This is a genomic window from Escherichia sp. WS1152 (genome assembly GCF_046487665.1).
GTDB classification, from domain to species: Bacteria; Pseudomonadota; Gammaproteobacteria; order Enterobacterales; family Enterobacteriaceae; genus Escherichia; species Escherichia coli.
The window spans coordinates 23,114-43,491 of the sequence record NZ_JBJQJA010000007.1 but is presented as its reverse complement, the minus strand read 5'-3'; the positions used below and the strand labels follow the sequence as shown (position 1 = coordinate 43,491).

The window sequence follows — 20,378 nt, the reverse complement described above, 5'->3', positions numbered from 1 at the left end:
TCAGGTAAGAGTGAATTCACAATGATGCCCGGTTGCTTTTCACAACCGGGCATTTTTTTAACCTAAATGCTCGCCGCCGCACACACCGTGCACTTCTGCGGTGACGTAGCTCGACTCCTGACTTGCCAGATAAACATATACAGGGGCCAGTTCCGCCGGTTGCCCCGCACGCTTCATCGGCGTTTTCTGACCAAACTGCGGGATCTTATCCTGCGTTTGTCCGCCGGAAATTTGCAGTGCCGTCCAGATAGGGCCTGGCGCGACAATATTCACCCGAATACCTTTCTCCGCGACCTGTTTTGCCAGGCCACGGCTGTAGTTCAGAATCGCCGCCTTCGTAGCCGCATAGTCCAGTAAATGCGGACTTGGCTGGTATGCCTGGATTGACGAAGTGGTGATGATACTTGCACCTTTCGGTAGCAGGGGGATCGCTTCCTGGGTTAGCCAGAACAGCGCGAAAACGTTAATGGCAAAGGTCTTTTGAAACTGTTCGCTGGTGAGGTCTGCAATATCCGGAATGGCAACCTGTTTCCCGGCGACCAGCGCCATAATATCCAGCCCGCCTAACGCCTTGTGCGCTTCGTGAACCAGCGAACGGGCGAATTTCTCATCGCTTAAATCGCCTGGCAGCAGAACGGCTTTGCGTCCGCATTCTTCAATGATCTTTTTCACATCCTGAGCGTCTTCTTCTTCCACGGGAAGATAACTGATCGCCACGTCAGCCCCTTCACGCGCGTAAGCGATGGCGGCAGCGCGACCTATTCCGGAATCGCCCCCTGTCACCAGTGCTTTACGATCTTTCAGGCGACCGCTACCAACATAGGTTTTCTCGCCGCAATCCGGTACCGGTGTCATCTTCGCCTGGATGCCTGGCGTCGGTTGTTTCTGTTTGGGATATTCACCAGTGTAATACTGCGTGGTCGGGTCTTTTAAATGAGACATCGTTTTTCTCCCTTCAGGTTCAACGTCCTTTAAGGGTAGACGCTCTCGATGCGTTGATAAGGGAACCAGGAAGATCCCTAAACCTCAGAATTATGCGACAAAGGTTTAACGTATATGTTGATTTGCTGTTGCGTGCTGTTTACTCAATTGCGATATACTGTTGCCCGTTTTAACTACACGACAGGAATGTATGGAACGTTTTCTTGAAAATGCAATGTATGCTTCTCGCTGGCTGCTTGCCCCCGTGTACTTTGGCCTTTCGCTGGCGTTAGTTGCCCTGGCGCTGAAGTTCTTCCAGGAGATTATTCACGTACTGCCGAATATCTTCTCGATGGCGGAATCAGATTTGATCCTCGTGTTGCTGTCGCTGGTGGATATGACGCTGGTTGGCGGTTTGCTGGTGATGGTGATGTTTTCCGGTTATGAGAATTTCGTCTCACAGCTGGATATCTCCGAGAACAAAGAGAAGCTGAACTGGCTGGGGAAAATGGACGCAACGTCGCTGAAAAACAAAGTAGCAGCGTCGATTGTGGCAATTTCTTCCATTCACCTACTGCGCGTCTTTATGGATGCGAAAAATGTCCCGGATAACAAACTGATGTGGTACGTCATTATCCATCTGACGTTTGTGCTTTCTGCATTTGTGATGGGCTATCTTGACCGACTGACTCGTCATAATCACTGATCTGATTCGGGCGCGGTTCGCGCGCCCGTTATTAACAGGTCATTTATCGGACGACGCCTGCCACAGATTCAGCTCGCCATCGGCGATATGCTGATCAATCTGCGCCAGCTCCTCGGTGCTAAATGTCAGATTATTCAGCGCCTGCACGTTCTCCTCAAGTTGCTCCGCGCGGCTGGCACCAATCAATACCGACGTCACGCGATCATCTTTCAGCAACCAGCTTAACGCCATTTGCGCCATTGATTGTCCACGCTGCTGTGCCATTTCATTCAATAAGCGCAGGCTGTTGAGGTTGGCTTCGGTGAGCATTTTCGGCGTCAGGCCACGAACTTTATTCCCTTCACGATGCATCCGTGAATCTTCAGGAATGCCGTTGAGATATTTTCCGGTCAGCAATCCCTGAGCCAGAGGAGTAAAGGCAATACAGCCCACGCCGTTATTTTGCAGGGTATCCAGCAGGCCGCTTTTATCCACCCAGCGGTTCAGTAAATTGTACGAAGGTTGATGAATTAACAGCGGAATTTTCCACTCGTGCAGCAACTCGACCATTTTTTGCGTCCGCTCTGGCGAGTAAGAGGAGATCCCGACATACAGCGCCTTACCGCTTTGTACCGCATGAGCCAGCGCAGAGGCGGTTTCTTCCATCGGCGTATTTTCATCGACGCGATGAGAGTAAAAGATATCGACATACTCAAGCCCCATACGCTTCAGGCTTTGGTCGAGGCTGGCGAGCAGGTATTTACGTGAACCGCCAGAGCCGTACGGGCCGGGCCACATATCGTAGCCAGCCTTGGTAGAGATAATCAGTTCATCGCGATAAGCGGCAAAATCCTCCCGCAGCAGGCGACCAAAGTTCTCTTCTGCGCTTCCTGGAGGTGGCCCGTAATTGTTGGCTAAATCAAAGTGCGTAATGCCCAAATCAAACGCTTTACGCAGGATCGCACGCTGTGATTCCAGCGCGTTAACGTGACCGAAATTGTGCCATAAACCGAGCGATAACGCGGGCAGGCGTAAACCGCTTTTTCCGCAATAGCGGTATTGCATCTGCCCGTAACGTTCGGGATTCGCTAACCAGACCATGACCTCTCCTTTCCACCGTTCAATTTCGAAACAATGTTTCTAGTTTAGCGATTCGCCAGCGCGTATCCCGTAGTCTGGCTCACAGAGTGACGAAAAACTGGGCAAAAACACGCGCTTATGCTTTGCTTAAAAAAACACCAATTGAGGAGTGCAACGATGCCGCGTTTAACCGCCAAAGATTTCCCACAAGAGTTGCTGGATTACTACGACTATTACGCTCACGGGAAAATCTCGAAACGTGAGTTCCTCAACCTTGCGGCGAAGTATGCGGTGGGCGGGATGACGGCATTAGCGTTGTTTGATTTGCTCAAGCCAAATTATGCGCTGGCGACTCAGGTAGAGTTTACCGACCCGGAGATTGTTGCTGAGTACATCACGTATCCTTCGCCAAATGGTCACGGCGAGGTACGGGGTTATCTGGTGAAACCCGCAAAAATGAGCGGCAAAACGCCAGCCGTGGTAGTGGTGCATGAGAATCGTGGACTGAATCCGTATATCGAAGATGTGGCACGGCGAGTGGCGAAGGCGGGGTATATCGCCCTGGCACCTGACGGCTTAAGTTCCGTTGGAGGTTATCCGGGAAATGATGATAAAGGTCGTGAGCTGCAACAGCAGGTTGATCCAACCAAACTGATGAATGATTTCTTTGCCGCAATTGAGTTTATGCAACGCTATCCGCAAGCGGCAGGCAAAGTGGGTATTACCGGATTTTGCTATGGCGGTGGCGTATCGAACGCGGCGGCTGTCGCGTATCCGGAACTGGCCTGCGCGGTGCCGTTTTATGGTCGTCAGGCACCCACTGCCGATGTGGCGAAGATTGAAGCGCCTTTACTACTCCACTTCGCGGAACTGGACACCCGAATCAACGAGGGCTGGCCTGCTTACGAGGCGGCGTTGAAAGCCAATAATAAGGTTTATGAGGCGTATATCTATCCGGGGGTTAATCACGGATTCCATAATGATTCCACGCCCCGTTATGACAAATCTGCCGCCGATCTTGCCTGGCAAAGGACACTGAAATGGTTCGATAAATATCTCTCCTGATAGGTTTATCTCTTACTGGATTACGTCTTAAACAAGCATGAAAAAATAGCGTGCGCAAAAGTCGTTCTTTGCCTAAAATATCGCTATATATGGCGATATATAACGAATGAGGTGAACGATGAATAACCATTTTGGTAAAGGCTTAATGGCGGGATTAAAAGCAACGCATGCCGACAGTGCGGTTAATGTGACAAAATTCTGTGCCGATTATAAACGCGGTTTTGTATTAGGCTACTCACACCGGATGTACGAAAAGACCGGAGATCGCCAGCTTAGCGCCTGGGAAGCGGGTATTCTGACGCGCCGCTATGGACTGGATAAAGAGATGGTAATGGATTTCTTTCGTGAGAATAATTCCTGTTCTACGTTGCGCTTTTTTATGGCCGGTTATCGCCTCGAAAATTGATCAAACATACGTATTATCTTGCTTTAATTAATTACACTAATGCTTCTTCCCTTCGTTTTAGCGCCCCGCCGCAGTATCATGATATCGATAACCATAATAAATGTGTGGTAAATGGCGCATCGATCGCATTATTGATTTTGCGATTGAGGCAAAATATATGCCAGGTCTTCGCAACGGAATAACTATAAATGACTGGAGATAACACCCTCATCCATTCTCACGGCATTAACCGTCGTGATTTCATGAAGCTTTGTGCAGCATTAGCCGCCACCATGGGGTTAAGTAGCAAAGCCGCTGCAGAGATGGCCGAATCGGTTACTAACCCGCAGCGTCCGCCAGTTATCTGGATTGGCGCGCAGGAGTGCACCGGTTGTACGGAATCTCTGCTTCGTGCAACGCATCCAACGGTAGAAAACCTCGTGCTGGAGACTATCTCTCTGGAGTATCACGAAGTGCTTTCCGCCGCCTTCGGTCATCAGGTCGAAGAGAACAAACATAACGCACTTGAGAAGTACAAAGGGCAGTATGTGTTGGTTGTGGATGGTTCCATCCCATTAAAAGATAACGGTATTTATTGCATGGTTGCTGGTGAGCCGATTGTGGATCACATCCGCAAAGCGGCAGAAGGCGCAGCAGCGATTATCGCTATCGGTTCCTGCTCTGCGTGGGGCGGTGTTGCCGCAGCTGGAGTTAACCCAACTGGCGCAGTCAGCCTGCAAGAAGTTCTGCCAGGCAAAACCGTTATCAATATTCCGGGCTGCCCGCCGAACCCGCACAACTTCCTCGCGACCGTTGCGCACATCATCACTTACGGCAAACCGCCGAAACTGGATGACAAAAATCGTCCGACCTTCGCCTATGGCCGTCTGATTCACGAACACTGCGAACGTCGCCCGCACTTCGATGCTGGTCGTTTTGCCAAAGAGTTCGGTGATGAAGGCCACCGTGAAGGCTGGTGCCTGTACCACCTCGGCTGTAAAGGGCCAGAAACTTACGGCAACTGCTCAACGCTGCAATTCTGCGATGTTGGCGGCGTGTGGCCGGTAGCGATTGGTCACCCATGCTATGGCTGTAACGAAGAAGGTATCGGCTTCCATAAAGGCATCCATCAGCTTGCCAACGTCGAAAATCAGACTCCGCGTTCACAGAAACCGGATGTTAACGCTAAAGAGGGCGGCAACGTCTCTGCAGGCGCTATTGGTTTGCTCGGCGGTGTGGTTGGGCTGGTTGCCGGTGTCAGCGTGATGGCGGTGCGTGAACTGGGTCGTCAGCAAAAGAAAGATAACGCTGACTCACGGGGAGAATAACCGTGAACAGACGTAATTTTATTAAAGCAGCCTCCTGCGGGGCATTGCTGACGGGCGCGCTGCCGTCTGTCAGTCATGCGGCTGCTGAAAACCGCCCGCCAATTCCGGGATCGCTGGGGATGTTGTACGACTCGACCTTGTGCGTAGGCTGCCAGGCTTGCGTCACCAAGTGTCAGGATATCAACTTCCCTGAACGTAACCCGCAAGGGGAACAGACCTGGTCGAACAACGACAAACTGTCGCCGTATACCAATAACATCATTCAGGTGTGGACCAGCGGCACAGGGGTCAACAAAGACCAGGAGGAGAACGGCTACGCGTACATTAAGAAACAGTGTATGCACTGCGTCGATCCGAACTGTGTCTCTGTGTGCCCGGTCTCTGCGCTGAAAAAAGATCCGAAAACCGGCATTGTCCATTACGACAAAGATGTGTGCACCGGTTGCCGTTACTGCATGGTCGCCTGCCCATACAACGTGCCGAAGTACGACTACAACAACCCGTTTGGTGCGCTGCATAAGTGCGAGTTGTGCAACCAGAAAGGTGTGGAACGTCTCGATAAAGGCGGTTTGCCTGGCTGCGTAGAAGTGTGCCCGGCGGGCGCGGTAATTTTTGGTACGCGTGAAGAGCTGATGGCGGAGGCGAAAAAACGTCTGGCGCTGAAGCCTGGCAGCGAATACCACTATCCGCGTCAGACGCTGAAATCTGGCGACACTTACCTGCATACGGTGCCGAAATATTATCCGCATCTGTACGGCGAGAAAGAGGGCGGCGGTACTCAGGTTCTGGTACTGACGGGTGTGCCTTATGAAAATCTCGACCTGCCGAAACTGGACGATCTTTCTACCGGTGCGCGTTCCGAAAATATTCAACACACCCTGTATAAAGGCATGATGCTACCACTGGCTGTGCTGGCGGGCTTAACCGTGCTGGTTCGTCGCAACACCAAAAACGACCATCACGACGGAGGAGACGATCATGAGTCATGATCCACAACCGCTGGGCGGCAAAATCATCAGTAAACCGGTCATGATTTTTGGACCGTTAATCGTCATCTGTATGCTCCTGATTGTGAAGCGTCTGGTGTTCGGTCTGGGCTCTGTCTCTGACCTGAACGGCGGCTTCCCGTGGGGCGTGTGGATCGCGTTTGACCTGCTGATTGGTACCGGCTTTGCCTGTGGCGGCTGGGCGCTGGCGTGGGCGGTATACGTCTTTAACCGTGGGCAATACCATCCGCTGGTGCGTCCGGCGCTGTTGGCGAGTCTGTTTGGTTACTCACTGGGGGGCTTGTCGATCACTATCGACGTGGGTCGCTACTGGAACCTGCCGTACTTCTACATTCCGGGTCACTTCAACGTGAACTCGGTACTGTTCGAGACGGCGGTCTGTATGACCATCTATATCGGCGTGATGGCACTGGAGTTTGCTCCGGCACTGTTTGAACGTCTGGGCTGGAAGGTTTCTCTCAAGCGTCTGAACAAGGTGATGTTCTTCATCATTGCACTTGGCGCGCTGTTGCCGACCATGCACCAGTCTTCAATGGGGTCACTGATGATCTCGGCGGGCTACAAGGTGCATCCGTTGTGGCAGAGCTATGAAATGTTGCCGCTGTTCTCGCTGCTGACGGCGTTCATCATGGGCTTCTCGATTGTCATCTTTGAAGGTTCGCTGGTGCAGGCGGGTCTGCGTGGCAACGGTCCGGATGAAAAGAGTCTGTTCGTCAAGCTGACCAACACCATCAGTGTGTTGCTGGCGATTTTCATCGTGCTGCGCTTTGGCGAGCTTATCTATCGCGACAAGCTGTCGTTAGCGTTTGCCGGTGACTTCTACTCCGTGATGTTCTGGATTGAAGTCCTGCTGATGCTCTTCCCGCTGGTGGTTCTGCGTGTGGCGAAGCTGCGTAATGATTCCCGCATGCTGTTCCTGTCAGCACTGAGCGCACTGTTAGGTTGTGCAACCTGGCGTCTGACCTATTCGCTGGTGGCATTCAACCCGGGCGGCGGTTACGCCTACTTCCCGACCTGGGAAGAACTGTTGATTTCTATTGGTTTTGTGGCTATTGAGATTTGCGCTTACATCGTACTCATTCGTCTACTGCCGATACTTCCTCCTTTAAAACAAAACGATCATAATCGTCATGAGGCGAGCAAAGCATGAGCCAGAGAATTACTATTGATCCGGTAACCCGTATTGAGGGGCATTTACGCATCGATTGCGAAATCGAAAATGGCGTCGTTTCGAAAGCATGGGCTTCCGGTACCATGTGGCGCGGCATGGAAGAGATCGTGAAAAACCGCGATCCGCGCGATGCATGGATGATTGTGCAACGTATCTGTGGCGTATGTACTACCACTCACGCGCTGTCTTCCGTTCGTGCGGCAGAAAGTGCGCTGAATATCGACGTTCCGGTTAACGCGCAATACATCCGTAACATCATTCTGGCTGCGCACACCACGCATGACCATATCGTTCATTTCTATCAGCTTTCGGCGCTGGACTGGGTGGACATCACTTCTGCACTGCAAGCTGACCCAACCAAAGCCTCCGAAATGCTGAAAGGCGTTTCGACCTGGCATCTGAACAGCCCGGAAGAGTTCACCAAAGTTCAGAACAAGATCAAAGATCTGGTTGCCAGCGGTCAGTTGGGTATTTTCGCTAATGGCTACTGGGGTCACCCAGCGATGAAACTGCCGCCGGAAGTGAACCTGATTGCGGTAGCGCACTACCTGCAGGCGCTGGAGTGCCAGCGTGACGCTAACCGCGTCGTGGCGCTGCTGGGCGGTAAAACGCCGCACATTCAGAACCTGGCAGTGGGTGGTGTCGCGAACCCAATCAACCTCGACGGGTTGGGCGTGCTGAACCTTGAGCGCCTGATGTACATCAAGTCTTTCATCGACAAACTGAGCGACTTTGTTGAGCAGGTTTATAAGGTTGATACCGCGGTTATCGCCGCGTTCTACCCGGAATGGCTGACGCGCGGTAAAGGTGCGGTGAACTACCTGAGCGTGCCGGAGTTTCCAACCGACAGCAAAAACGGCAGCTTCCTGTTCCCGGGCGGCTACATTGAGAATGCGGATCTGTCCTCGTATCGTCCGATCACTTCCCACTCCGATGAATACCTGATCAAAGGCATTCAGGAAAGCGCGAAGCACTCCTGGTATAAAGACGAAGCGCCGCAGGCACCGTGGGAAGGTACCACCATTCCGGCTTACGACGGTTGGTCTGACGACGGTAAATACTCCTGGGTGAAATCACCGACTTTCTACGGTAAAACGGTAGAAGTGGGGCCGCTGGCTAACATGCTGGTGAAACTGGCGGCAGGTCGCGAATCTACCCAGAACAAACTGAATGAAATCGTTGCGATTTATCAGAAACTGACTGGCAACACGCTGGAAGTGGCGCAGCTGCACTCCACGCTGGGCCGTATTATTGGTCGTACCGTTCACTGCTGCGAATTGCAGGATATCCTGCAAAATCAATACAGTGCACTGATCACCAATATCGGCAAAGGCGATCACACCACCTTCGTGAAACCGAACATTCCGGCAACGGGTGAGTTCAAAGGTGTTGGCTTCCTCGAAGCGCCGCGCGGTATGCTCTCTCACTGGATGGTGATCAAAGACGGTATCATCAGCAACTACCAGGCAGTTGTTCCATCAACCTGGAACTCTGGCCCGCGTAACTTCAATGATGACGTCGGTCCTTACGAGCAGTCGCTGGTGGGTACACCGGTTGCTGATCCGAATAAACCGCTGGAAGTGGTGCGTACCATTCACTCCTTCGACCCGTGCATGGCCTGTGCGGTACACGTAGTGGATGCTGACGGCAACGAAGTGGTTTCAGTGAAGGTTCTGTAATGCGTATTTTAGTCTTAGGGGTCGGCAATATTTTGCTGACCGATGAAGCCATCGGTGTGCGGATTGTTGAAGCGTTAGAGCAACGATACATTCTGCCGGATTATGTTGAGATCCTCGATGGCGGCACGGCGGGAATGGAGCTGCTTGGCGACATGGCAAATCGCGATCATCTGATTATTGCGGATGCCATTGTGTCGAAGAAGAGCGCGCCGGGAACGATGATGATCCTGCGGGATGAAGAAGTTCCGGCGTTGTTTACCAACAAAATCTCTCCGCATCAGCTTGGCCTGGCCGACGTGTTGTCGGCCCTGCGCTTCACCGGCGAGTTTCCGAAAAAGCTGACCCTGGTCGGCGTAATTCCGGAATCACTGGAGCCGCACATCGGCTTGACGCCGACGGTCGAAGCGATGATTGAACCTGCGCTTGAGCAGGTTCTGGCTGCGCTGCGTGAATCTGGCGTGGAAGCCATCCCACGGGAGGCGACTCATGACTGAAGAGATAGCAGGTTTCCAGACCTCCCCGAAGGCGCAAGTACAGGCAGCTTTTGAAGAAATTGCCCGGCGTTCGATGCACGATCTCTCTTTTCTGCATCCTTCAATGCCGGTGTATGTTTCTGACTTTACGCTGTTCGAAGGTCAGTGGACGGGGTGTGTGATCACCCCGTGGATGCTGAGTGCAGTTATCTTCCCCGGCCCGGATCAACTCTGGCCGCTGCGCAAAGTGAGTGAAAAAATCGGTCTGCAACTGCCGTATGGCACTATGACCTTTACCGTTGGCGAACTGGACGGTGTTTCTCAATATCTCTCCTGTTCGCTGATGTCGCCGCTTTCGCACAGCATGTCGATTGAAGAGGGCCAACGCCTGACGGATGACTGCGCACGAATGATCCTTTCGCTGCCAGTCACGAATCCGGATGTACCACACGCAGGGCGTCGCGCCCTGCTGTTTGGTCGCAGGAGTAGCGAAAATGCATGAGTTGTCTCTTTGCCAGAGCGCCGTTGAAATTATCCAACGGCAGGCGGAGCAGCACGATGTTAAGCGCGTCACCGCCGTGTGGCTGGAAATTGGCGCGCTCTCCTGCGTTGAGGAGAGCGCCGTCCGTTTTAGTTTTGAAATTGTCTGCCACGGAACGGTGGCGCAAGGGTGCGATTTACATATCATCTATAAACCCGCCCAGGCCTGGTGCTGGGATTGCAGCCAGGTGGTGGAGATTCATCAGCACGATGCGCAGTGTCCGCTCTGTCATGGCGAGCGGTTGCGTGTCGATACCGGCGATTCGCTGATCGTCAAAAGTATTGAAGTTGAATAACCGGAGTTAACAATGTGTATTGGCGTTCCAGGCCAGGTGCTGGCTGTCGGTGAAGATATTCACCAGCTTGCGCAGGTTGAAGTATGTGGTATCAAGCGCGACGTGAATATCGCCCTGATTTGTGAAGGTAACCCTGCCGATCTACTGGGCCAGTGGGTGCTGGTACACGTCGGATTTGCCATGAGCATCATCGACGAAGATGAAGCCAAAGCCACATTAGACGCACTACGCCAAATGGATTACGACATTACCAGCGCGTGATGATTAGCTTTCGTAGGTCTGATAAGACGCGGCAGCGTCGCATCAGGCATTGTGCTCGATTGCCGGATGCGGCGTGAATGCCTTATCCGGCCTGGATGGCTTGCTGTGACGAACGCTAACCCTTACCCCTGACGCTTATCTTCCGTATTCGTCTCAAAATCACTGGCGTCATGGCGCTCATGCAACTGCTCGTTCAGCGGCCCGTTGGTGCGGTTAACAATACGCCCACGTTTCACCGCCGGACGTTCGCCCACTTCTTTTGCCCAGCGTTGCACATGCTTATAACTGCCCGCATCAAGAAACTCTGCGGCATCATATACGCCGCCTAACACCACATTGCCAAACCACGGCCAAATCGCCATATCCGCAATGGTGTACTCATCGCCCGCAACAAACTTATGCTGCGCCAGTTGCTTATCCAGCACGTCGAGAAGGCGCTTGGCTTCCATGGTAAAGCGATTGATGGCGTACTCAATTTTCACCGGCGCGTAATGGTAAAAGTGACCAAAACCACCGCCGAGGAACGGCGCAGCACCCTGTAACCAGAACAGCCAGTTCATCGTTTCAGTCCGTTTTGCCAGATCCTGCGGCAGGAAGTAGCCAAATTTCTCCGCCAGATAAAGCAGAATCGATCCTGACTCAAACACGCGGATCGGCGGATTATGGGTATGATCGCGCAGCGCCGGGATCTTCGAATTTGGGTTCACTTCGACAAAGCCGCTGGAGAATTGATCACCATCGCCTATGCGTATCAGCCAGGCATCGTACTCTGCGCCAGTAACGCCCAGCGCGAGCAGCTCCTCAAGCATAATCGTTACTTTCTGACCGTTCGGCGTTCCCAGCGAATAAAGTTGTAATGGATGTTTGCCCACCGGCAGCGTTTTTTCATGCGTCGGACCAGAAACCGGGCGATTGATATTGGCGAACGCGCCGCCAGCGGATTTATCCCACGTCCAGACTTTCGCGGGCTGATAAGTATTGTCTGTCATAGTGAGTTGCCTTCTGAGTGGTAGTGTTGAAGCAGTGTAGCAGGTCACTTGCTGTACAGAATGTGAATTTTTTAACCCTTTGCGCCAGCCGCTGCGATGAGGTGTATGATTAGTCTGACCTCTGTCCGGTTAATGTCGCTGAGCAGGTAATCAGAGCACAACAATTACGCCAACTGCTTAGGTTGTATTGTTAAAGGTAAAGTGATGAGCAAAGGAACGACCAGCCAGGATGCCCCGTTCGGGACATTATTGGGCTACGCCCCAGGTGGGGTAGCAATCTACTCTTCAGATTACAGTTCTCTCGATCCGCAGGAATACGAAGATGACGCCGTATTCCGTAGCTATATCGACGACGAATATATGGGCCACAAATGGCAATGCGTTGAATTTGCTCGCCGTTTTCTCTTTCTGAACTACGGTGTGGTCTTTACTGACGTGGGTATGGCGTGGGAGATTTTCTCGCTGCGCTTCCTGCGTGAAGTGGTTAATGACAACATCCTGCCATTGCAGGCATTTCCTAACGGCTCGCCGCGTGCGCCGGTCGCGGGTGCGCTTCTTATCTGGGATAAAGGCGGTGAATTTAAAGACACTGGCCATGTCGCCATCATTACCCAATTACATGGCAACAAAGTCCGTATTGCGGAACAGAACGTGATTCATTCCCCGTTGCCGCAAGGGCAACAGTGGACGCGCGAACTGGAGATGGTGGTCGAAAACGGCTGCTATACCCTTAAAGACACTTTTGATGACACCACCATTCTGGGCTGGATGATCCAGACGGAAGATACTGAATACAGCTTACCGCAGCCGGAAATTGCAGGCGAGCTGCTGAAAATCAGCGGAGCGCGTCTGGAAAACAAAGGCCAGTTTGACGGTAAGTGGCTGGATGAAAAAGATCCGCTGCAAAACGCCTATGTGCAGGCCAACGGTCAGGTGATCAATCAGGATCCGTATCATTACTACACCATTACCGAGAGCGCCGAGCAGGAGCTGATTAAAGCCACCAACGAGCTGCACCTGATGTATCTTCACGCAACCGACAAGGTGCTGAAAGATGACAACCTGCTGGCGCTGTTCGACATTCCGAAAATCCTCTGGCCACGTTTGCGTCTCTCCTGGCAGCGTCGCCGTCACCATATGATCACCGGTCGTATGGATTTCTGCATGGATGAGCGTGGTCTGAAGGTTTACGAGTACAACGCCGACTCCGCCTCATGTCATACCGAAGCGGGCTTGATCCTCGAACGTTGGGCGGAGCAGGGCTATAAAGGCAACGGCTTCAATCCGGCGGAAGGGCTGATTAACGAACTGGCTGGTGCCTGGAAACACAGTCGTGCACGTCCGTTTGTCCATATCATGCAGGACAAAGATATCGAGGAAAACTATCACGCGCAGTTTATGGAGCAGGCGCTGCACCAGGCGGGCTTTGAAACGCGTATCTTGCGCGGGCTGGATGAACTGGGCTGGGATGCAGCCGGGCAACTGATTGATGGGGAAGGGCGACTGGTTAACTGCGTGTGGAAAACCTGGGCGTGGGAAACCGCGTTTGATCAGATTCGTGAAGTTAGCGACCGTGAGTTTGCTGCGGTGCCAATCCGTACCGGTCATCCGCAAAACGAAGTGCGTCTTATCGACGTATTGCTGCGCCCGGAAGTGCTGGTCTTTGAGCCGCTGTGGACGGTGATCCCCGGCAACAAAGCGATTCTGCCGATCCTCTGGTCGCTGTTCCCGCACCATCGTTACCTGCTGGATACCGATTTCACTGTTAATGATGAATTGGTGAAAACAGGTTACGCAGTGAAACCGATTGCCGGTCGCTGTGGTAGCAATATCGACCTGGTCAGCCATCATGAAGAGGTGCTGGACAAAACCAGCGGTAAATTTGCCGAGCAGAAAAACATCTATCAGCAACTGTGGTGTTTGCCGAAAGTGGACGGGAAATACATTCAGGTATGTACCTTCACCGTTGGCGGCAACTACGGTGGGACGTGTTTGCGCGGTGATGAATCACTGGTTATTAAAAAAGAGAGTGATATTGAACCGTTAATTGTGGTGAAAGAGTAATACATGTTGTAGCAATCCCGTACTGATTATGAAGAATAGTCAGTACGGGGATTAATCAAAATATTCAATATTTATATATTCAAATATTTATTCATTTCATATGTGAATACATTAACCAGCAGAATGCCTGTGTTCTAATTATTTCTAAAGATTTTTAATGAATGCTTATTGTCTGATACACAAGAAATAACACTCTTTTTATCGTTAAAAAATGATATTTCACTTTGCCCACACCGTTAAAGTCACTGATAATGCGTCCGTTCGTAAATTCAAAATGGCGTAATCTAATATATGCTAAATTTATTTGTTGGCCTTGATATATACACAGGGCTTTTGTTATTACTTGCTCTGGCATTTGTGTTGTTCTACGAAGCAATCAATGGTTTTCATGACACGGCGAATGCGGTGGCAACCGTTATTTATACTCGTGCCATGCAGCCACGGCTTGCCGTGGTGATGGCGGCATTTTTTAACTTTTTTGGCGTGTTATTGGGCGGACTTAGCGTTGCCTATGCCATTGTCCATATGTTGCCAACCGATTTGTTGCTGAATATGGGGTCAACTCACGGTCTGGCGATGGTCTTTTCCATGCTGCTGGCGGCGATTATCTGGAACCTGGGAACGTGGTTCTTTGGTTTACCGGCCTCCAGTTCGCACACCTTGATTGGTGCGATTATCGGCATCGGTTTAACCAACGCGCTGTTAACCGGCTCATCGGTGATGGATGCGTTAAACCTGCGTGAAGTGACCAAAATTTTCTCCTCGCTGATTGTTTCCCCTATCGTCGGCCTGGTCATTGCGGGAGGCCTGATATTCCTGCTGCGACGCTACTGGAGCGGAACGAAAAAGCGTGACCGTATTCACCGCATTCCGGAAGATCGCAAAAAGAAAAAAGGCAAACGTAAGCCGCCATTCTGGACGCGTATTGCGCTGATTGTTTCCGCTGCGGGCGTGGCGTTTTCGCACGGCGCTAACGACGGGCAGAAAGGGATCGGCCTGGTGATGCTGGTACTGGTGGGGATTGCCCCTGCTGGCTTCGTCGTCAATATGAACGCGTCCGGCTATGAAATTACCCGTACCCGCGATGCCGTCACCAACTTCGAACACTACCTGCAACAGCATCCTGAACTGCCGCAGAAGTTGATTACGATGGAACCTCCATTGCCTGCGGCATCTACTGATGGCGCGCAAGTGACGGAGTTTCACTGTCATCCGGCAAATACCTTTGATGCGATTGCGCGCGTTAAAACGATGCTGCCAGGCAATATGGAAAGTTACGAGCCGTTAAGCGTGAGTCAGCGCAGCCAGCTGCGCCGCATTATGCTGTGCATCTCTGATACCTCCGCGAAGCTGGCGAAACTGCCAGGCGTCAGTAAAGAAGACCAGAACCTGCTGAAAAAACTTCGCAGCGATATGTTAAGCACCATTGAGTACGCTCCGGTGTGGATCATCATGGCGGTAGCACTGGCGCTCGGCATTGGCACCATGATTGGCTGGCGTCGTGTAGCGATGACCATCGGTGAGAAGATTGGTAAGCGCGGCATGACGTATGCGCAAGGCATGGCGGCACAAATGACGGCGGCAGTGTCTATCGGCCTTGCCAGTTATATTGGGATGCCCGTCTCTACAACACACGTACTCTCATCTGCCGTAGCAGGGACGATGGTGGTGGACGGCGGTGGGTTACAGCGTAAAACGGTAACCAGCATCCTGATGGCATGGGTGTTTACTTTACCGGCGGCAATTTTTCTTTCTGGTGGGCTGTACTGGATAGCATTGCAGTTGATTTAACCTTCCTGAAATGCCCGGTCCTGGCGATCGGGCATTTCCATTTTTGACTAGTGATAACCACGCGCGGTCATAAAATCCGTAATCGCTTTTTCTGCATCAATCAGCACCTGTTCCAGTGGCTGATTGGCGTCGATATCAACCAGTTGTGCACCACCAAAGGTTAACTGTGGCGTTATGGCTATCTTTCTTGCCAGCGATTCCCGTTTATGGTCGGGTTTACGCATGCAGGCAACTTCAAGGTCAACATTGAGTTTGATGACCAGATCAGGCTTATGGCTCGCCATCCAGTGAAACGCTTTACGTTCCTGGCTTGCCAGCCATGAGACAAAACGACCACCTTCAACGTTAGGTGGGAACACCGTACCATCGTAAGCGCCAGGAATTTGGTCCTGAGGATAACGGTCGGTTAGAACAATTAACCCGCGACGACGACAGGCAAGCATATGACGAAAGCGCAGTAAGCGACGGGCGACAAACGCTGTAATTACCAGCGCCGGAACTGGTCCAGGCAATTTTTTTGCTGTTTTCACCTGATTTCGTTCAATTGTTTTATGTAAGGATTTTCCCATCAACGGTAATTTTGTCACTGCACGACCGACATTTCCGGCTTGTTTTCCTAAATGAACTCTTTCGGCAGCACCATATTTTTCGACAACGGTAATGAGATGTTCACACACCGTTGACTTGCCTGAACCATCGCTACCAATAACGGCAATTAATGGAGGTGTTATTGACTGCATGAATATATCCTTAAATTTAAATATCCATCCAAAATATTTATTTGGTTAATATGTTTTTATGAAAGCGTAATTCAGGTCAATGTCACAATTAACCATTGTCACAATAAGGTTGAACGGATATTCTGAGCACGGACCACGTAATATTCAATACATTATTTACTGCCGGGTTTTTCGTGAATCAACGTAATATGTCAATAATTAATTCCACGCCAGTGCGTGTTATTGCCATTGTAGGATGTGATGGTTCAGGTAAATCGACCCTCACGGCAAGCCTGGTAAATGAACTGGCAGCAAGAATGCCAACAGAACGCATTTATCTCGGGCAATCGTCCGGGCGAATTGGCGAATGGATTTCACAGCTCCCTGTTATTGGCGCACCTTTTGGGCGTTATCTGCGAAGTAAAGCGGCACATGTGCACGAAAAGCCCTCAACACCGCCTGGCAATATTACTGCGCTGGTTATCTATCTGCTTTCCTGCTGGCGGGCGTACAAGTTTCGCAAAATGTTGTGTAGAAGCCAGCAAGGCCATCTGCTCATCACCGACCGCTACCCGCAGGTTGAAGTGCCGGGTTTTCGCTTTGATGGCCCGCAATTGGCAAAAACCACGGGCGGTAACGGTTGGATAAAAATGTTAAGGCAGCGCGAGTTGAAGCTGTACCAATGGATGGCGTCTTATTTACCCGTATTGTTGATTCGTCTTGGCATTGATGAACAAACCGCGTTTGCGCGTAAACCTGACCACCAACTGGCAGCGTTACAGGAAAAAATCGCCGTTACGCCGCAACTGACATTCAATGGCGCAAAGATCCTTGAACTGGATGGTCGGCAACCAGCCGATGAAATTCTGCAAGCGTCACTACGCGCAATTCACGCCGCGCTTTCCTGATCACCAAAATGGATAGGGGATGATTTAACGAATGGATGCACTACAAACACAAACTGTTATTAGTACAACCGCGCCGCAGCCCAACTACATTCCGGGGCTGATTGCGGTGGTCGGGTGTGATGGCACCGGTAAATCCACGCTGACCACCGACCTGGTGAAATCGCTGCAACAACACTGGCAAACCGAGCGCCGCTATTTGGGGCTGCTCTCCGGCGAAGACGGCGACAAAATCAAACGATTGCCGTTGGTTGGCGTCTGGCTGGAACGGCGACTGGCGGCCAAATCCTCGAAAACCCAAAGCATGAAAACCAAATCTCCGGCGCTATGGGCGGCGGTGATTATGTACTGCTTCTCGCTGCGAAGAATGGCGAATCTACGCAAGGTTCAGCGACTGGCGCAAAGTGGCGTTCTGGTGGTCAGCGATCGCTTCCCGCAGGCTGAAATTTCGGGCTTTTATTATGACGGACCGGGGATCGGCGTCGAACGTGCGACCGGGAAAATAAGCATGTTTCTGGCGCAGCGCGAACGGCGTTTATACCAACAAATGGCGCAATATCGCCCGGAATTAATTATTCGCCTGGGCATTGATATTGAGACTGCCATCTCCCGCAAGCCTGACCATGACTATGCCGAGCTGCAGGACAAAATCAGTGTTATGTCGACGATTGGCTATAACGGCACAAAAATTCTTGAGATTGATTCCAGAGCGCCCTACAGCGAAGTGCTGGAACAGGCACAGAAGGCGGTTTCTCTGGTTGCCATCGTTTCTGACCGCCGAAGTTTAACTTAAGGCTGGCGGGATACTTTTTACTATCAACGATAAGGTCAGGCTGAATTGGCGGGTTTTAACATCAAACATTGGTTTGCAGATGGCGCGTTTCGCACCATTATTCGCAATAGCGCCTGGTTAGGCTCCAGTAATGTCGTGAGCGCTTTGCTGGGGCTGTTGGCGCTCTCGTGTGCCGGTAAAGGGATGACGCCCGCCATGTTTGGCGTACTGGTGATTGTGCAATCGTACGCCAAGTCGATCAGCGATTTTATTAAGTTTCAGACATGGCAGCTGGTGGTTCAGTACGGAACGCCAGCCTTGACCAACAATAATCTGCAGCAATTTCGCAATGTCGTCTCATTTTCCTTCTCGCTGGATATCGTCAGCGGCGCGGTGGCGATTGTCGGCGGCATTGCCTTACTGCCATTCCTTTCCCATTCATTAGGTCTGGATGACCAAAGCTTTTGGCTGGCGGCGCTGTATTGCACGCTCATTCCTTCAATGGCTTCCTCCACGCCGACCGGCATTCTGCGTGCGGTAGATCGCTTTGATTTGATTGCTGTACAGCAGGCGACGAAACCTTTTCTGCGCGCAGCGGGGAGCGTCGCAGCCTGGTATTTTGACTTTGGTTTTGAGGGTTTTGTTATTGCCTGGTACGTGTCGAATCTGGTTGGCGGCACCATGTACTGGTGGTTTGCCGCGCGCGAATTACGCCGCAGAAATATCCATAACGCCTTCAAATTGAATCTGTTTGAGTCTGCCCGACACATTAAAGGCGCGTGGAGTTTTGTCTGGTCAACCAACATTGCCCACTCCATCTGGTCGGCGCGTAACTCGTGCAGCACAGTGTTGGTGGGGATCGTGTTAGGACCCGCTGCCGCCGGGTTATTTAAAATCGCCATGACATTCTTCGACGCCGCCGGAACGCCAGCGGGTTTGCTGGGTAAAAGTTTTTACCCAGAGGTGATGCGTTTAGATCCGCGCACCACCAGACCGTGGTTGTTAGGCGTGAAGTCCGGTTTACTGGCGGTCGGAATCGGTATTCTGGTGGCGCTCGCGGTGTTGATCGTCGGCAAGCCGCTCATTTCGCTGGTGTTTGGCGTTAAGTATCTCGAAGCGTATGACCTGATTCAGGTGATGCTGGGCGCAATTGTGATCTCGATGCTGGGCTTCCCTCAGGAGTCATTGCTATTGATGGCGGGAAAACAGCGCGCTTTTCTCGTGGCGCAAACCATCGCCTCAATCGGCTACATCGTATTGCTGTTCATGTTCTGTCATCTGTTTGGCGTGCTGGGAGCAGCGTTTGCTTACTTCGGTGGGCAATGTCTGGACGTGGCGCTCTCGTTAATTCCAACCTTAAAGGCATTTTTTCAGCGCCATTCCTTGCTTTATAACGCAGCCGGAGAGAAATCCTGATGATGAGAAAATATTTCCCGCTTGAGGCGAGCGAGCATCTATTTGTTGCGATTGAGGAAGATGATGTTGTTGATGCCCAGGTCAGTTTGCCGCCGACTATCGCACTAAGTTGTACCACCGAAATCATCCATGATAATTACGCGTTATGCCTGCAATTCTGGCTCAATGGCGTTGATCGTCAGGAATTACTTCGTTTAATTCGCAAACAAGCCAAAGGCGATGAGCTGACGACAGACGAGCGTAAACAGTTTAAATACATGCGAGCGCGCTACAAGCACCTGCGTTTTGCGCAACGGCTGTATTTAAAGAAGCATCAGGCCGGATTTTTATTCGGCAAAACGACCGTTTTTCTGGGACGTTTTCAGGACGGATTTCGTAACGGTAAGAAAAATATTGTGTCGTATTACGGCAACCTGTTACGAATTTATTTAAGCTCTCCGGTCTGGTCGTTGGTGAACTATTCATTACGCCATAGCCAGTTAGAAAGCGTAAGCGGTTTTATTGCCTATCGGCAAAAGCAAATGCATGCCCTGAAAGAGATAATTGCCAAACCGCGACTAACCGGCAGGGAATTTCATGATGTGCGAAAAATCATCAGCCAGCAGGTTTCTTATTACGACACCTTAAGATCGCTTGATCCTGAAAATAAAGAGGCGTTACAGATTTCCCGTTTCCTCGCCGCCATTAATGGCCTGATGGGGGATAAACACGACGACATGGTGGCGGATGATATGGAAAACCGCCAGTCGTATGATGCACCGGTGGCGCTGGATAGCGATATTCGCCAGCGCTTAGAGCTGCTGATTTCGCGTTTTCCGCTATAACCGGAGC

The 20,378-nt window shown here is 51.5% G+C and carries 21 protein-coding genes; 17 read left to right on the top strand and 4 right to left on the bottom strand.

The genetic code is table 11. The features are described from left to right. Positions 1-57 precede the first annotated feature (57 nt). Entirely contained in the window at positions 58-942 is an 885-nt protein-coding gene (gene yghA / locus ACJHW7_RS12850; RefSeq protein ID WP_000018758.1) for an NADP(+)-dependent aldehyde reductase, read from the bottom strand. A gap of 190 nt (positions 943-1,132) precedes the next feature. Here yghA and ACJHW7_RS12845 point away from each other — a divergent pair, with 190 nt between their 5' ends. Continuing rightward, positions 1,133-1,627, top strand: coding sequence for a TIGR00645 family protein (locus tag ACJHW7_RS12845; RefSeq protein ID WP_000439331.1), 495 nt, complete (start codon positions 1,133-1,135; stop codon positions 1,625-1,627). Between the two features lie 39 nt (positions 1,628-1,666). On the opposite strand, the gene gpr is transcribed toward ACJHW7_RS12845, so the two are convergent. After that, the gene (gpr, locus tag ACJHW7_RS12840; RefSeq protein ID WP_000262144.1) at positions 1,667-2,707 is read right to left on the bottom strand and encodes an L-glyceraldehyde 3-phosphate reductase; all 1,041 of its coding nucleotides are present in this window, start codon (positions 2,705-2,707) and stop codon (positions 1,667-1,669) included. Positions 2,708-2,863: 156 nt separating this feature from the next. Here gpr and yghX point away from each other — a divergent pair, with 156 nt between their 5' ends. From yghX to hybG, 10 genes are all read left to right on the top strand, one after another. After that, entirely contained in the window at positions 2,864-3,751 is an 888-nt protein-coding gene (gene yghX, locus ACJHW7_RS12835) for a YghX family hydrolase (RefSeq protein WP_001297303.1), read from the top strand. A gap of 118 nt (positions 3,752-3,869) precedes the next feature. Beyond that, the gene (gene yghW / locus ACJHW7_RS12830; RefSeq protein ID WP_001059136.1) at positions 3,870-4,157 is read left to right on the top strand and encodes a DUF2623 family protein YghW; all 288 of its coding nucleotides are present in this window, start codon (positions 3,870-3,872) and stop codon (positions 4,155-4,157) included. 188 nt (positions 4,158-4,345) lie between these two features. Next, the gene (gene hybO, locus ACJHW7_RS12825) at positions 4,346-5,464 is read left to right on the top strand and encodes a hydrogenase 2 small subunit (RefSeq protein ID WP_000145410.1); all 1,119 of its coding nucleotides are present in this window, start codon (positions 4,346-4,348) and stop codon (positions 5,462-5,464) included. A gap of 2 nt (positions 5,465-5,466) precedes the next feature. Further along, positions 5,467-6,453 carry a hydrogenase 2 operon protein HybA gene (gene hybA, locus ACJHW7_RS12820; RefSeq protein WP_001081870.1) on the top strand — a complete coding sequence of 329 codons (987 nt, stop codon included), beginning with the start codon at positions 5,467-5,469 and terminating at the stop codon, positions 6,451-6,453. Then, positions 6,443-7,621, top strand: a complete 1,179-nt coding sequence (hybB, locus tag ACJHW7_RS12815; RefSeq protein WP_000017694.1) for a Ni/Fe-hydrogenase cytochrome b subunit — start codon at positions 6,443-6,445, stop codon at positions 7,619-7,621. Before hybA ends, hybB begins: the two co-directional genes overlap by 11 nt. Next, positions 7,618-9,321, top strand: coding sequence for a hydrogenase 2 large subunit (gene hybC / locus ACJHW7_RS12810; RefSeq protein ID WP_000083065.1), 1,704 nt, complete (start codon positions 7,618-7,620; stop codon positions 9,319-9,321). Before hybB ends, hybC begins: the two co-directional genes overlap by 4 nt. Then, on the top strand, positions 9,321-9,815 hold the full coding sequence (locus ACJHW7_RS12805; RefSeq protein ID WP_001221954.1) for a HyaD/HybD family hydrogenase maturation endopeptidase: 495 nt from the start codon (positions 9,321-9,323) through the stop codon (positions 9,813-9,815). The genes hybC and ACJHW7_RS12805 overlap by 1 nt, the downstream gene beginning before the upstream one ends. Continuing rightward, on the top strand, positions 9,808-10,296 hold the full coding sequence (hybE, locus tag ACJHW7_RS12800; RefSeq protein ID WP_000134015.1) for a hydrogenase-2 assembly chaperone: 489 nt from the start codon (positions 9,808-9,810) through the stop codon (positions 10,294-10,296). Before ACJHW7_RS12805 ends, hybE begins: the two co-directional genes overlap by 8 nt. Further along, on the top strand, positions 10,289-10,630 hold the full coding sequence (hypA, locus tag ACJHW7_RS12795) for a hydrogenase maturation nickel metallochaperone HypA (protein ID WP_000544949.1): 342 nt from the start codon (positions 10,289-10,291) through the stop codon (positions 10,628-10,630). The genes hybE and hypA overlap by 8 nt, the downstream gene beginning before the upstream one ends. 12 nt (positions 10,631-10,642) lie before the next feature. Beyond that, positions 10,643-10,891, top strand: a complete 249-nt coding sequence (hybG, locus tag ACJHW7_RS12790; RefSeq protein WP_000334896.1) for a hydrogenase maturation factor HybG — start codon at positions 10,643-10,645, stop codon at positions 10,889-10,891. 122 nt (positions 10,892-11,013) lie between these two features. On the opposite strand, the gene yghU is transcribed toward hybG, so the two are convergent. Beyond that, positions 11,014-11,880, bottom strand: a complete 867-nt coding sequence (yghU, locus tag ACJHW7_RS12785) for a glutathione-dependent disulfide-bond oxidoreductase (protein WP_001295515.1) — start codon at positions 11,878-11,880, stop codon at positions 11,014-11,016. Positions 11,881-12,084: 204 nt separating this feature from the next. Between yghU and gss the strand changes: the two genes are divergently transcribed. Next, positions 12,085-13,944, top strand: coding sequence for a bifunctional glutathionylspermidine amidase/synthase (gss, locus tag ACJHW7_RS12780; RefSeq protein ID WP_001295514.1), 1,860 nt, complete (start codon positions 12,085-12,087; stop codon positions 13,942-13,944). 291 nt (positions 13,945-14,235) lie between these two features. Next, entirely contained in the window at positions 14,236-15,735 is a 1,500-nt protein-coding gene (gene pitB / locus ACJHW7_RS12775; protein WP_021557214.1) for an inorganic phosphate transporter PitB, read from the top strand. A gap of 47 nt (positions 15,736-15,782) precedes the next feature. On the opposite strand, the gene ACJHW7_RS12770 is transcribed toward pitB, so the two are convergent. Next, the gene (locus ACJHW7_RS12770) at positions 15,783-16,475 is read right to left on the bottom strand and encodes a dTMP kinase (RefSeq protein ID WP_021557213.1); all 693 of its coding nucleotides are present in this window, start codon (positions 16,473-16,475) and stop codon (positions 15,783-15,785) included. A 173-nt stretch (positions 16,476-16,648) separates the two neighbouring features. Here ACJHW7_RS12770 and ACJHW7_RS12765 point away from each other — a divergent pair, with 173 nt between their 5' ends. From ACJHW7_RS12765 to ACJHW7_RS12750, 4 genes are read left to right on the top strand one after another with little or no spacing between them, the layout of a single operon-like run. Next, positions 16,649-17,362 (top strand): dTMP kinase, encoded by a 714-nt coding sequence (locus ACJHW7_RS12765; protein ID WP_001076262.1) that lies wholly within the window; start codon positions 16,649-16,651, stop codon positions 17,360-17,362. A gap of 31 nt (positions 17,363-17,393) precedes the next feature. Next, entirely contained in the window at positions 17,394-18,152 is a 759-nt protein-coding gene (locus ACJHW7_RS12760) for a hypothetical protein (protein WP_000339509.1), read from the top strand. 45 nt (positions 18,153-18,197) lie between these two features. Then, complete coding sequence (locus ACJHW7_RS12755; RefSeq protein ID WP_040234944.1) at positions 18,198-19,547, top strand: lipopolysaccharide biosynthesis protein; 1,350 nt, start codon at positions 18,198-18,200, stop codon at positions 19,545-19,547. Next, entirely contained in the window at positions 19,547-20,371 is an 825-nt protein-coding gene (locus ACJHW7_RS12750) for a hypothetical protein (RefSeq protein WP_000984951.1), read from the top strand. The genes ACJHW7_RS12755 and ACJHW7_RS12750 overlap by 1 nt, the downstream gene beginning before the upstream one ends. The last annotated feature ends 7 nt before the right edge of the window (positions 20,372-20,378 follow it).